Origin of the sequence: Natrialba taiwanensis DSM 12281, assembly GCF_000337595.1 — an archaeon.
GTDB lineage: Archaea > Halobacteriota > Halobacteria > Halobacteriales > Natrialbaceae > Natrialba > Natrialba taiwanensis.
On sequence record NZ_AOIL01000067.1, the window covers coordinates 110,643 to 123,079 of the forward strand.

Here is a 12,437-nt window from a genome sequence, read left to right on the forward strand (position 1 = left end):
ACCGTTTGTCTCCGCACTTTCCGCTTTCCGAGTTCAGGTCCCGAATCTATTCGATGATCGGCACGCGATGGGGCTCCGTACATCGATCGATGGGTCACCCTGAACCATCACACGTATCCCGCTCGACGCCCTCCAATTGACTAACAGACACAGACAGTATGAGTATCACAGAACACGAACTCAAGATCAAACTCGAGGGGATCGAAGACCCGGACATCGGCGAGGACATCATTTCGCTGGGACTCGTCAATGACGTTCGGATCGAGGACGAAACGGCCCGTATCTCGCTCGCGTTTAACGCGCCGTACGCGCCCTCCGAGATGGAACTGGGGAACCAGATCCGCGAAATCTGTGACGAGGCCGGACTTGAGGTGGACCTGCGGGCCCACGTCGGCGAGGAACACGGGTTCGACGACGAGGTTCTCCCCCGCGTGCGCAACGTCATCGCGGTCGCCTCCGGGAAGGGTGGCGTCGGAAAGACGACGGTCGCAGCGAATCTCGCGGCCGGCCTCGAAAAGCGCGGTGCGATGGTTGGCATCCTCGACGCCGACATTCACGGGCCGAACATCCCGAAGATTCTGCCGGTCGAGAGCGAACCCGGCGTCACGCCGAGCGAGGACATCGTGCCGCCCCGTTCCGACGGCGTGCGCGTCATCAGTATGGGTTTCATGACGGAGGAAGACGACGACCCGGCGATCCTTCGCGGCCCGATGGTCAACAAGTTCATGATGAAGTTCCTGGAGGGCGTCGAATGGGGTCGCCTCGACTACCTCATCGTCGACCTGCCGCCGGGGACCGGCGACGCGACGCTCAACCTGCTCCAGTCGATGCCGGTGACGGGATCGGTCGTCGTCACGACGCCCCAGGAGATGGCCTTAGAGGACACTCGAAAGGGAATCCAGATGTTCAACAAGCACGACACCCCTGTCCTGGGCGTCGTCGAGAACATGAGTTCGTTCGTCTGCCCGAGCTGTGGCGACCAGCACGGCCTGTTCGGCACCGACGGCGCGAACTCGATCGTCGAGAAGTACGACGTGCCGCTGATGGGTCAGATCCCGATCCACCCCGACTTCGGTGCGGAGGGTAGCGAGGGCGCGCTCGTCAAGGACGACGAGAGTCCGGTTCAGGAATCCGTCGAAGAAGTCGTCGGCGAGATCGCAGACCGGATCGGCGAGACGAACCGCCGGACCGTCAACGAGCACACCTCTGACGAACCCGACGACCGGTTGCCGACCGAAGTCGAAGACTGACGGCGGTGTCGCTCCGTCCGTAGCGCTTTATCTGCCTCGAGTGTGAACTACTCGGGTACATGTCCACCCCACTCGACAGTTACGACGACGTCGTCACCGACCTCGACCCGGAACCAGGCGACCTCGAAACGGCCGAACTCGTCGTCAGCGACGACGCGCTCGTCAAGGCCTTCGCACTCGGGCCCGGCGCTGAACTCGATGCGCACGAACACGGGACGAGTACGAACGTCTTTCACGTTCTCGAGGGAACGGTAACAGTCGTGCAAGGTAACGAGCAGGAACCGGTCGAAGCGCCGGGTGTCGTCCACCACGAACGGGGCGTCGCTCACGGTGCGAAAAACGAGACCGACGAGACGGTGATCTTCACCGCGAGTCTGTGTCCGATGCCGTCCTGAAATCCTGCGGCCCGCACCCTGATACAGACGGGAGCCGATTTAGTCGTCCAGCAGCGACTCGACGTACCTCGTCACGTGGTCGTCCATCCGTCGCTTATATCCCGACTGCCGGGCCAGCCGATCGAGTTCACGAGCGACGAGGCTGCCGTACTGGACCGCTTTCTTGTCCCGCTCGGCGATTTCCGTCGGGAGGTAGTCAGCCGCGACCGCCCGGAATCCGCGCTTTCGCGTCTCCTCGTCCGCAAGGAGTTCGTCGGGGAGCCAAAGTGCCGCACTGACCACGTCGTCGTGGAGCAAGGGCGCGACGGGTTCGAGCCCGGTCGCCTCGATGGCGCGAACGTCGCGTGGAAGCTGATCGGGAAGGCTCAGAATCTGTTCGCGGACGGCCCCGCGTGTCGTCTCGGCCGCGACGCGGTGGTCGAGTCTGACCACCTTCTCGTAGCCGCCAAAGAGTTCGTCCGCGCCCTGGCCGACGGCCAGGGCGTCGAACCCGTCGGCGGCGACGCGCTCGCCGACCAGGTAGAGCGGGAGCGCGATCTGGATGTCCATCGCGTTCGTGCGGCCGGTGGCGCGTGCGACCGCGGGGACCGCGCGTTCGAGGTCGGTCGGGTCGAGTTCGACGACGGTCAAATCGCGATCCATCGCGTCTGCGGCGCTGCGGGCGGCGGCGATGTCGTGGCTGTCGGGGAAGCCGACGACGTAAAGCGGGGCGTCGAGGAGTTCGGCGACGAGCGCGGAGTCGACGCCGCCGGAGAAGGCGACGGCGACGCTGGTGGTGTCGGTTCTGAACTCGTCGGCCGCGGATCGGATGGCGGCGTCGAGTTCGTCGAGTGCACGCTCGCGGTCGGCGATCGGATCGGGGTCCGGAAGCGTCCAGCGCCGTTCGGGCGTCGAATCGTCGGGGCCGGCGACGGCACCGGCGGGGAACTGGACGGGGTCGTCGAGTTCAGCTGGGTCGAAGACCCACACGTCGGTCGGGTCGCGGTCGGCCTCGACGAACAGCGGGACGCGTCCGAGGGCGTCGCGGACGAGTTCGCCGTCGAGTTCGCCGGCGAAGCCGGCGGTGCCGGGGAGCGGATCGTCGGTTTCGAGCGCCGCGCGAACGGTTTCGGGATCGGCCCCGCGGAGTGATCGTGTCACTGGAACAGTCCCATGACGCTATTTCGGACGCGGCGGGAGACGCCGCCGGCGGCCTGGCGGAAACTGATTCGCCAGGGCGTTCGTTTGCCTTCGACGGAGGTTCGGCCGGCCGCGATGGCGTCGAGGATGGCGTCGACGGACCGTTCGTCGGCGTCGACGCGGGTGACGGCCTGACCGACCATCTCGCTGATGTGGGCGTCGCTGCCGGCGGTCATCGGGAGGTTTCGGGAGGCGGCGTAGCGCTCGGCCTGGCGGTTGGCGCGCCCGGTCAGGAGCCGCGAGTTGTAGACCTCGATGGCGTCGCCCATCGCGAGTTCGTCGCGCGAGATGCGGGCCATGACGCCGTGGCGGGATTCCTGGAAGGGGTGGGGGATCACGGCGAGGCCGCCCTGATCATGGATCTCGTCGAGCGTCGTTTCGTAGGAGAGTCCGGGCGGGACGGCTTCGTCCAGGCCGAAGCCCAGGATATGGCCGGCTTTGCTCGAGATTTCCATCGCTGGGATGCCGACCAGGCCGTACGCGGGGGCGCGGTCGGCGGCCTCGAGACTCGCGTCGATCTCGTCGTGGTCCGTGACGGCGATCGCGTCGAGGCCGACGGCTTCGGCCTGTTCCAAGATGAGCTCGACCGGGTCCCGGCCGTCGTACGACAGCGCCGAGTGGGCGTGAAGTTCGACCGACAGCACGCCCGTACGTTTATCTCGCCTGATCAAAAGCGCCTCGGTCCGCCGGGCGGTTCGTAATTCGCTGGCACACGCACAGGTATCCACGATCATGGATATGGAAACCCATTTACTCCCCGACTTTCATCACCTAGGTGAATGAGCCTTGCCGATTCGGATCGTGAACTCGTCGTCGAGGAGTTGGGGCGAGAGCCATCCCGGGCGGAGGCGGCGCTGTTCGAGAACCTCTGGAGCGAACATTGTGCGTACCGCTCCTCGAGACCGCTGTTGTCGGCGTTCGAGAGCGAGGGCGAACGGGTCGTCATCGGCCCGGGCGACGACGCGGCGGTCATCGCACTGCCCGAGCGCGCGGACGACGATGCGGGAGACGGCGCGAACGAGGGAACGGGCGCAACCGAAAGCGGAGACGGGTCGCGGACCTGCATCACGATGGGGATCGAGAGCCACAATCATCCCTCCTACGTCGACCCGTTCGACGGCGCGGCGACCGGCGTCGGCGGCATCGTCCGAGACACCCTCTCGATGGGTGCCTATCCCATCGCACTCGCGGACTCGCTTTACTTCGGCGAGTTCGGTCGCGAGCACTCGCGGTACCTGCTCGAGGGCGTCGTCGAGGGAATCAGCCACTACGGCAACTGCATTGGCGTCCCGACGGTCGCCGGCAGCGTCGATTTCCACGCCGACTACGAGGGCAATCCGCTGGTGAACGTCGCCTGCGTCGGCCTGACGAACGAGGAGCGACTGGTCACCGCCGAGGCCCAGGAACCGGGCAATAAACTCGTGCTCGTCGGCAACGCGACCGGCCGCGACGGCCTCGGCGGCGCGAGTTTCGCCAGCGAGGACCTGGCCGAAGACGCCGAAACCGAAGACCGCCCCGCGGTCCAGGTCGGCGACCCCTACGCCGAGAAACTCCTTATCGAGGCCAACGAACAACTCGTCGACGAGGGCCTGATCGAGTCCGCCCGCGACCTCGGTGCCGCCGGCCTCGGCGGTGCCTCCAGTGAACTCGTCGCCAAAGGCGGTCTCGGTGCCGAAATTGAACTCGAACGCGTCCACCAGCGCGAGCCGAACATGTCGGCGCTCGAAATCTTGCTCGCCGAGTCTCAGGAGCGGATGTGCTACGAGGTCGATCCCGAGAACGTCGATCGCGTCCGCGAGATCGCGGAGCGCTTCGATCTCGGTTGCTCGGTTATCGGCGACGTAACGGACGGAAACTACGTCTGTACCCATCAGGATGAAACCGTCGTCGACGTCGATGCGCACTTCCTCGGCGAGGGCGCGCCGATGAACGACCTGCCCGCTGCAGAGCCCGCTCAACCGGATACCGACCTGCCCGACGCCGATCTCGAAGACGCCTTCGACGCCGTCGTCTCGAGTCCGAGCACGGCCTCGAAACGGTGGGTCTACCGCCAGTACGACCACGAAGTCGGCGTTCGGACGAGCGTCGGCCCGGGCGACGACGCAGCCATAATCGCAATCCGGGAAGCAAACACTGGCCTCGCCATCTCCTCCGGCGCGGCACCGAACTGGACCGCCGCCGCGCCCTACGAGGGCGCACGCGCAGTCGCACTCGAGAACGCGACGAACATCGCGGCCACGGGCGCGACGCCGCTCGCCGCCGTCGACTGCCTCAACGGCGGCAACCCGGAGAAATCCGACGTTTACGGCGCGTTCACCGGCATCGTCGACGGTCTCGCCGACATGTGCGCGACCCTTTCGACGCCCGTCGTCGGCGGCAACGTCTCGTTGTACAACGACTCCGTCGCCGGCCCCATCCCGCCCACGCCGACGCTCGCGATGGTCGGGACGAAACCAGGCTACGATGCCCCGTCGCTGTCGGTCCAGGCCGCCGACGAAAGCGAGCTCCTCCTCGTCGGCGACCGCGCGCTCGACGGCGACGATGAGGTGTTCAGCCTCGGCGGCTCGGAGTACCTCGCGCAGTTCGACGGCAGCGATCGGTTCCCCGCGCTGCCGAGCGCGCCGGCCGAACTCGTCGAGACGCTGGCGGCCGTCGCGGACGACGACGCGACGCTCGCGGTGCACGACGTGAGCCACGGTGGCCTCGCGGTTGCGCTCGCGGAGATGGTGACCGATGATGCCGGCCTCGACGTTTCGATTCCGGCGAGCGACCCGCTGGGTGCACTCTTCCACGAACAGCCGGGTCGCGCGCTGATCCAGACCGACTCGCCCGCAGCGGTCCGAGAGGCATTCGACGGCATCGCCCCGGTCGTTTCCCTCGGCTCCGCGACTGACGACGGTACGCTTACGCTCTCGGTCGGCGACGACCAGGTCACGATCGCGGCGGACGAGATCCGGGAGCGACGCGCGACCATCGAGACTGAACTCGCGTAGGGCGACGGGTTCGTCTCGTTCCATCCCGATATGTTGATATATTTGTAGGGAGACTGCCCTGACGAACCGGTCGTCACCGCGACGACCGCCGGAGGACCCCGTTTCATGGCTACCGACACCCCGACCGTCCTGATCGTCGAGGACGAGCCCGATCTTGCAACCCTCTACACCGTCTGGCTCGGCGACGAGTACGAGACGAGAACCGCATCCGACGGCACCGAGGCACTCGACGCGATCGACGCGGCCGTCGACGTCGTCCTGCTCGACCGTCGGATGCCCACCCTCTCGGGCGATACCGTCCTCGAGACGATCTGCGAGCGTGACCTCGACTGTCGCGTCGCGATGGTCACCGCAGTCGAACCGGACTTCGACATCGTCGGCATGGGCTTCGACGACTACCTCGTCAAACCCGTCTCGAAGGACGAACTCCTGCAGGTCGTTGACCAACTTCTATTGCGCTCGACCTACGACGATCAACTCCAGCAGTTCTTCTCGCTGGCCTCGAAAAAGGCTCTACTCGACTCCGAGAAGACCGACGCCGAGTTGCTCGCCAGCCAGGAGTATGCGGCACTCGAGGATCGCCTCGCCGTCTCCCGCGTCCGCATCGATGAGACGATGATCGCCCTCATCGACCAGGACGCCCACCGCCAGCTCTGTCGCGAGTTCATGCGCGAGCCAATGGCTGAACTCGCGCACACACAGGGTGAGTGCGAGACAGAGACTGCAAGAGAGCAAGAGTGAGCAATAGGCCGCTTTTTACAGCGCCTACAGAGTCTATAACGCCTACAGCGGTTCGAGCGTTGTTATGTCTCGCACTTCGATTCGAGTACCGTTTGTCGCGTCGTCGACGGAGAGCGTCCAGTCGTGTGCATCGGCGATGGCACGGACCAGCGTGAGGCCGAGGCCGTCCATTCCCGTTCCGTCGTCGTCCGTCGGATCGAACGCGCGCTCGTCCAGCGTTGCGGGCCGTTTTGCGGCGGTATCGAGCAGGTAGAACCCGCGGGACTGTTCGCGGCCCGTTTCGGTGCCGATGACGGCCTGCGTTTCCTCGTGTGCCGGCTGGTCGTCGTCGATTCCGAGGAGTCCGACGCTGACACGAACGGGAGGACTCCGTTCGTTGGTGTCCTCACTGCTGACCCTAGCCTCGTCTCTCGTCTCGCTTGCCCCCTCACTTTCCGAGGCCTGTGCGCGGGCCGCAATGTCGTCGAACGCCGTTTCCAGCAGGTGGCCGAACCGCTCGGCGTCGGCTCGGAGCGCCGCCGCGTGCTCGAAGTCGAGATCGAGCGCTGACTCGTCGAGCCGCGAGTTCGCCGCGGCGTCTCGGATGGCGCGTTCGAGGAGGATGCGGTTTCGCGGGCCGACGGCGGTCGCGTTCCGGGCGAACTCGCGCACGTCGTCGACGAGGCGCTCGGTGCGGTCGAGCATCGTCGTGACCGAGTCCTCGGCGAGCGGGAACTCCCAGGAGTCGTTGCCGGTCCGCGCTCGTTCGTCCGCCAGGGCGTCGGCGACGGCGTCGAGTTGGCGTTTCAGATCCGTCGAGAGGACCTCGGCGATGCCTTCGAGGCGTTCGGTCTGACGTTCGAGTTCGGTCGTGCGGTCGCGAAGCAGTTGTTCGCGGTCGGCCCGGTCGAGGGCTGCGCGGATGTTTTCGACGAGCGTCGAGAGCAGTTCGACATCGGTGTCGTCGAATCGGTCGGCTTCGAGGGAGCCGGTCATCAGGACGCCGTGGGTGCCGATCGGTGCGATGATTTCGGACCGGATCGGCGAGTCGGGATTGTACAGGCCGTCGACCGTCGAGAGGTCGTCGAATCGCTCGACGCTGCCGGATTCGAACACGTCCCAGATGAGGCCCTCGGGTGGGGTAAACCGAGGGAGTCCACCGAACTCTTCGTAGGCACCAGCGGTTCCAGCCACGGGGTCGAGATATCCCTGTTCGTCGTCGAGCAACCAGACGCCGCTGATCGGCAAATCGAGCAGGTCGCTGCCGGCGTGGACCGCAATCGAACAGATCTCCTCCGGATCGTCCGATTCGAGCAACCACCGGGTGATCTCGTGAAGCGAGGCCGCGACGCGCTCGTACTCGTGCTGATCGGTGACGTCGCGGACGATCCCGGCGATCGTCGCCCGAGTGTCCTCAACGGGGACGAATCTGAACTCGCCCACTCGATCCGCTCCACTGGCGTCAGTAAACGGCACCTCCACCCGGCGCGTCTCGGCCGTGCCGATGTCTACGTCGGTAATCGCGCGCCCGATCTCGACGGCGTCGTCGGCGTCGATTGCGGCTCGCTCCGGAATTATCTCGACGTGCTCACCGAGCAGGTCCGCTCGATCGACGCCGAGGAACCGCTCCATGGCCTCGTTGACCGAGACGATCTCTCGATCGCCGTTGAGCGTGACGACGCCGTCCGAAATCGCCTCGACGGCGGCCGCGTGCTGGGCGAGCGTCCGCTCCTGTTGTTTGCGTTCGGTCACATCGCGCATGTACACCGAGAGCCCGGTTTCGGAGGGGTAGGCCGTCGCTTCGAACCACGTTTCGAGTCGCGCGTGATAGATGTCGAACGAAACCGGCGTCTGGGTATCCATAGCGCGATGAAACCCGTCCGGAAACTGCGTCTCGACGGTCTGGGGGAACTCGTCCCACATGACGCGCCCGATCAGATCCGCCCGCGAGCGTTCCAGCAGCGTCTCGGCTCGGTCGTTGAGGTAGGTGAACCGAAAGTCCGTATCGAGCGCGAAAAACGCGTCCGTGATACGGTCGACGACTGGCACAGACCGCAGTGTCACGGTCGCTCACCCATCGTCACCGCTACGTTCCCGTCAGCCCCTCCCCCGAGGGGATCGGCGCTCGTGATAGCCATTACCAGCTACTCTAGGGATACTTATCGAAGCCCGTATTTCAGTGTCGCGGCCGAGAGCGCAACACAGGTTAGACAGTCAGAGTGCAACTTTCGTCCCAACGTCGCGCGACACCGCTCGATCGAAAATCGCCTCGGCGCTCGCCGCATCGAGCACCGCCGATCCGACGCTCTCGACGACGAGTATCTCCTCGTCCGCCTCGCGCCCGCGATCACCTGCGATGACGGCCCCGAACGGTTCGACCTTGCGGTCGACGTGGCCTCGAAGGTCACCCGTCTCCGCGGCTTCTTCGGGCACGTCTCCGAAAATCCGAGCCGCGCACTCGACCGTCTCGTCGTCGAGTTCACGCATCTCGGGCGTGTACGCGCCCACGGCGATCACGAGCGTTCCCGGCGCGAGTTCGTCGCCGGGGAACACCGGTTCTGAACTCGTCGTGGCGGTGACGACGACGGTCGCGTCCGCGACGGCATCGCGCGGGCTCGAAACCGGCTGTGCGGGAACGTCCAGTTCGGCCTCGAGTTCGGCGGCGCAGTCGACCCGCGAGTCGCTGGGGGCGTAGATGCGGATCGACTCGAGGGCGTCGGTCGCGGCGCCGATGGCGCGGGTCTGCCAGCGGGCTTGCTTGCCAGCGCCGATGACGGACAAATCGATGGGGTCGTCGACGGCGAGTTCGCGAGCGGCGAGCCCGCCGATACAGCCGGTTCGGGCGTTGGTAATGCGGTTGCCGGCGAGGTAGCCGACCGGTTGTCCGGTTTCCGCGTCCGTCAGGGCGAGCTGTGCGGTGACGGTCGGGAGTCCGCGAGCGACGTTGTCCTCGCAGACGGCGACGAGTTTCGTCGCGACGTAGTCTGCACCGTGGACGTACGCCGGCATACAGAGTCCGGTGCCGGTCGGTTCCGCGGGCGCGTCGGGGTCGAGACCGATCCCGAACGGATAGTGCGGTCGGTCGGGTCGTTCGACCGCGCCCGCGTGTTGCTTTTCGAACGCCTCGGCGACGACGGGTAGGAGTGCGTCGATATCGAGCACCGACGCGACGTTATCGGCAGAGAGTACGCGAACCATTGCGCTGTTCTACTCGACCGTTGGTCGGCGGCTACTTCAGTCTATGTTGCCGATTGAGGCGGCCCGATTCTGAACAGCGGGAAAGATCGATCGCAGCCGAACGCTTATTGATACCGTGGTGATAACCAACAGCGTACAATGAAGGGAGTCGTCATCGGCGGTGGGATCGTCGGCCTCTCGAGCGCGCTCGAACTCGCCGACCGCGGTGTCGACGTGACCGTCTGTGAACAGGGATCGATCGGCACCGGGAGCACAGAACGGTCCGCCGGTGGCATCCGCGCACAGTTTTCGTCGCCGATCAACGTGGAACTCTCCCGCGAGAGCATGCGCGTCTGGAACGAGTTCACCGAGCGGTTCGGTGCCGAAATCGACTACCGGAAGACGGGGTATCTCTTCCTCGCGCGCAGCGAGGAGACCGCCGCGGCGTTCGAGGAGCGAGTCGCGATGCAAAACGACCGCGGGGTTCCAAGCGAGATTCTCGATCCGTCCGAGGCGTGTGAAATTTGTTCCGGGATCGATCCCGATCAGTTCGTCGCGGCGACGTACTCGCCGACGGACGGCTTCGCCGACCCGCACCTGGCGCTGCAGGCGTACGCTCGGGCTGTGGCTGCTGCGGGTGTCGATGTTCGGACGCAAACGCCTGTTACCGATGTGATTCGAGCGGGCGATCGCGACCGCGGTGACGGTACTGGCGGGGCGCGAGTAACGGGCGTCGAAACGCCCGACGGACGCCTCGAGGCCGACATCGTCGTTAACGCCGCGGGGCCGTGGGCGCGCGAAATCGCCGCAATGGCCGATGTATTCTTGCCGATCACGCCCAAGCGACGGCAGATCGCCGTCGTCCAGCCGGAAACCGCGGTTCCCGAAACCGACCCGCTCACGATCGACCTCGAAAGCGGCTCGTACTTCCGACCGGACCGCGACGGTGATGCACTCGTCGGCGGACATTTCGCCGACAACGATTCGGCGTCGGATCCCGACGGGTACGCTCGATCAATGGATTTCGAGTGGTCGATCGACGCGCTCGAAGCCGCCGCCGAGTGGACGACCTACTTCGGTCCCGAATCCGCGGTCAAGCGCGGCTGGGCGGGCCTGTACGCCGTGACGCCCGACGATACGGCCATCGTCGAGGAGACGGTTCCCGGTTTCATCACGGCGGCCGGCTTCTCCGGGCACGGCTTCCAGCACGCCCCCGCGACCGGCCAACTCGTCGCCGAACTCGCCGTCGACGGCGAGGCGTCGCTGCTCGGTATCGACGCGCTCTCGAGCGACCGCTTCGAGGGGACGGACGAGGAGAAGGCTGCCGAACGAACGGAGCGCAATGTCGTCTGAGCGCGGCCATCGGGTAACGCGACTACTTCAACTGAGACGATGAGCGAACTGCTCCTCTACATCGCCGCGAGCGTCGACGGCTTCATCGCAACGCCGGACGGCGGCGTCGACTGGCTCGACGAGTTCCAACAGGAGTCGGACGGCGCGAATTCGGATGACGACGGCTACGACGAGTTCTTCGCGAGCGTCGACTGTCTCGTCATGGGATCGCGGACCTACGAACAGGTGCTCGAATTCGGCGCGTGGCCCTACGAAGACCGGCCGACATACGTTCTCACGAGCCGCGAGTTGCCCCTCGCCAGCGACGCCGTGTCGCTGGTCGACGGGGAGCTCGCTGAACTCGTCGCCGACCTCCGAGCGAACCACGACAGAATCTGGCTGGTCGGCGGTGGCGCACTCGCCCGGTCGATGCTGCGTGCGAACTGCGTGGACGAACTTCGATTGCACCTCGTTCCGGTGATACTCGGCAGCGGGATTTCGTTGTTCGGGACGGACGAGCCGCGACGCGACCTGGAGTTGCTCGAGACGACGACCCGCGGAGGCGGTCTCGTCGAACTCCGATACCGGATCGAGTCGACGACGGGCGTTGACTCCGGTCGTGTCGTTTCTATAGTAACAACTGCAACTAGTCACACACCGATCGCATGACGGCTATGCGACCGTGTATCTTGACTCGCAGTGAGGGTGTCATAGAACAGGTTTCATATTCACTATTCGGCTACCGGAGTCCGATACGAACAGGCGCTAAAATAGACGAGTAATAGTTACAGCCGATCCCCGTAGACTGAATCGAAGTGAGTGTACACTGCCGCAAATGCGATGAAGACGCCGATTGCTCCGACAGCGACACCAATCCAGTCTCCATATGGAACGCCGTATTCTAACAGGCCGATACCGAGTCGTTCTCCAACAACTGCCATTGCCATGATGACGCCTACTCCGAGGAGAAATCTCACAGCGAAATTCCGCTCTACGAAGTCCTGTTTCATATTTAATACTTCTCGTGAAACATCATAGGTTTTCCTCTGCTGTTCAGTGCACCGGTCTATTCTTTTATGGCGTCCTTTTGCAGCGGTTACTAGAGGGGACCAGTATCCTTTTCTCGCCCGTCTCGAAACAGGGCGCTATGGGCCTTCAAGAGCACTTTGAATCCGATATCCGCTTTTACTACGCGATTGGAATATTCATCATTCTGGTCTATCTCGGTGGCATCGCCGCGGCGGCGGTTCTGGACCTCGCCGTTATCGATAGACGACTGATTCCGCTCACCGCCGGCTTCTTCCTGTTCATGTTCGTCTACTTCATCGCGATCAGCGTCCAACGGCTCGAACCGGACGAGGCGTAACCGTCGTTCCAGTGGGCGATGAGAG

12 protein-coding genes are annotated in these 12,437 nt (G+C 64.8%); 7 read left to right on the forward strand and 5 right to left on the reverse strand.

Annotated elements, in window-relative coordinates:
• The first annotated feature begins 158 nt into the window (after window positions 1-158).
• Together C484_RS18905 and C484_RS18910 are read left to right on the forward strand one after the other, a co-directional pair.
• A complete protein-coding gene (locus C484_RS18905; RefSeq protein WP_006827489.1) occupies window positions 159-1,250 on the forward strand; it encodes an Mrp/NBP35 family ATP-binding protein in 1,092 nt (363 codons plus the stop codon).
• A 59-nt stretch (window positions 1,251-1,309) separates the two neighbouring features.
• On the forward strand, window positions 1,310-1,645 hold the full coding sequence (locus C484_RS18910; RefSeq protein WP_006827490.1) for a cupin domain-containing protein: 336 nt from the start codon (window positions 1,310-1,312) through the stop codon (window positions 1,643-1,645).
• A gap of 39 nt (window positions 1,646-1,684) precedes the next feature.
• Here C484_RS18910 and C484_RS18915 read toward each other — a convergent pair whose 3' ends face one another.
• Both C484_RS18915 and C484_RS18920 read right to left on the reverse strand, forming a co-directional pair.
• Window positions 1,685-2,785: an asparagine synthase C-terminal domain-containing protein gene (locus C484_RS18915; RefSeq protein WP_006827491.1), complete on the reverse strand. Its 1,101-nt coding sequence runs from the start codon at window positions 2,783-2,785 to the stop codon at window positions 1,685-1,687.
• Window positions 2,782-3,468, reverse strand: a complete 687-nt coding sequence (locus C484_RS18920) for a PHP domain-containing protein (RefSeq protein ID WP_006827492.1) — start codon at window positions 3,466-3,468, stop codon at window positions 2,782-2,784. The genes C484_RS18915 and C484_RS18920 overlap by 4 nt, the downstream gene beginning before the upstream one ends.
• 135 nt (window positions 3,469-3,603) lie before the next feature.
• Here C484_RS18920 and purL point away from each other — a divergent pair, with 135 nt between their 5' ends.
• Both purL and C484_RS18930 read left to right on the forward strand, forming a co-directional pair.
• Entirely contained in the window at window positions 3,604-5,817 is a 2,214-nt protein-coding gene (purL, locus tag C484_RS18925) for a phosphoribosylformylglycinamidine synthase subunit PurL (protein ID WP_006827493.1), read from the forward strand.
• A 105-nt stretch (window positions 5,818-5,922) separates the two neighbouring features.
• Window positions 5,923-6,558: a HalX domain-containing protein gene (locus tag C484_RS18930; RefSeq protein WP_006827494.1), complete on the forward strand. Its 636-nt coding sequence runs from the start codon at window positions 5,923-5,925 to the stop codon at window positions 6,556-6,558.
• Between the two features lie 42 nt (window positions 6,559-6,600).
• Here C484_RS18930 and C484_RS18935 read toward each other — a convergent pair whose 3' ends face one another.
• Window positions 6,601-8,601, reverse strand: a complete 2,001-nt coding sequence (locus C484_RS18935) for a PAS domain-containing protein (RefSeq protein WP_049915722.1) — start codon at window positions 8,599-8,601, stop codon at window positions 6,601-6,603.
• Between the two features lie 150 nt (window positions 8,602-8,751).
• The gene (locus tag C484_RS18940; protein ID WP_006827496.1) at window positions 8,752-9,735 is read right to left on the reverse strand and encodes an ornithine cyclodeaminase family protein; all 984 of its coding nucleotides are present in this window, start codon (window positions 9,733-9,735) and stop codon (window positions 8,752-8,754) included.
• A 138-nt stretch (window positions 9,736-9,873) separates the two neighbouring features.
• On the opposite strand from C484_RS18940, the gene C484_RS18945 reads away from it, so the two are divergent.
• A complete protein-coding gene (locus C484_RS18945; protein WP_006827497.1) occupies window positions 9,874-11,067 on the forward strand; it encodes an NAD(P)/FAD-dependent oxidoreductase in 1,194 nt (397 codons plus the stop codon).
• Window positions 11,068-11,106: 39 nt separating this feature from the next.
• A complete protein-coding gene (locus C484_RS18950; RefSeq protein ID WP_006827498.1) occupies window positions 11,107-11,715 on the forward strand; it encodes a dihydrofolate reductase family protein in 609 nt (202 codons plus the stop codon).
• A 116-nt stretch (window positions 11,716-11,831) separates the two neighbouring features.
• Here C484_RS18950 and C484_RS18955 read toward each other — a convergent pair whose 3' ends face one another.
• A complete protein-coding gene (locus tag C484_RS18955; protein WP_006827499.1) occupies window positions 11,832-12,056 on the reverse strand; it encodes a hypothetical protein in 225 nt (74 codons plus the stop codon).
• Window positions 12,057-12,193: 137 nt separating this feature from the next.
• On the opposite strand from C484_RS18955, the gene C484_RS18960 reads away from it, so the two are divergent.
• Window positions 12,194-12,412 (forward strand): hypothetical protein, encoded by a 219-nt coding sequence (locus C484_RS18960; protein ID WP_006827500.1) that lies wholly within the window; start codon window positions 12,194-12,196, stop codon window positions 12,410-12,412.
• Window positions 12,413-12,437: the final 25 nt, after the last annotated feature.

Bases quoted from the DNA above. Each gene is read 5' to 3' on its own strand.
- C484_RS18905 (WP_006827489.1), top strand. From the start codon at position 159: ATGAGTATCACAGAACACGAACTCAAGATCAAACTCGAGGGGATCGAA.
- C484_RS18910 (WP_006827490.1), top strand. From the start codon at position 1,310: ATGTCCACCCCACTCGACAGTTACGACGACGTCGTCACCGACCTCGAC.
- purL (WP_006827493.1), top strand. From the start codon at position 3,604: ATGAGCCTTGCCGATTCGGATCGTGAACTCGTCGTCGAGGAGTTGGGG.
- C484_RS18930 (WP_006827494.1), top strand. From the start codon at position 5,923: ATGGCTACCGACACCCCGACCGTCCTGATCGTCGAGGACGAGCCCGAT.
- C484_RS18940 (WP_006827496.1), bottom strand. From the start codon at position 9,735: ATGGTTCGCGTACTCTCTGCCGATAACGTCGCGTCGGTGCTCGATATC.
- C484_RS18945 (WP_006827497.1), top strand. From the start codon at position 9,874: ATGAAGGGAGTCGTCATCGGCGGTGGGATCGTCGGCCTCTCGAGCGCG.
- C484_RS18950 (WP_006827498.1), top strand. From the start codon at position 11,107: ATGAGCGAACTGCTCCTCTACATCGCCGCGAGCGTCGACGGCTTCATC.
- C484_RS18955 (WP_006827499.1), bottom strand. From the start codon at position 12,056: ATGAAACAGGACTTCGTAGAGCGGAATTTCGCTGTGAGATTTCTCCTC.
- C484_RS18960 (WP_006827500.1), top strand. From the start codon at position 12,194: ATGGGCCTTCAAGAGCACTTTGAATCCGATATCCGCTTTTACTACGCG.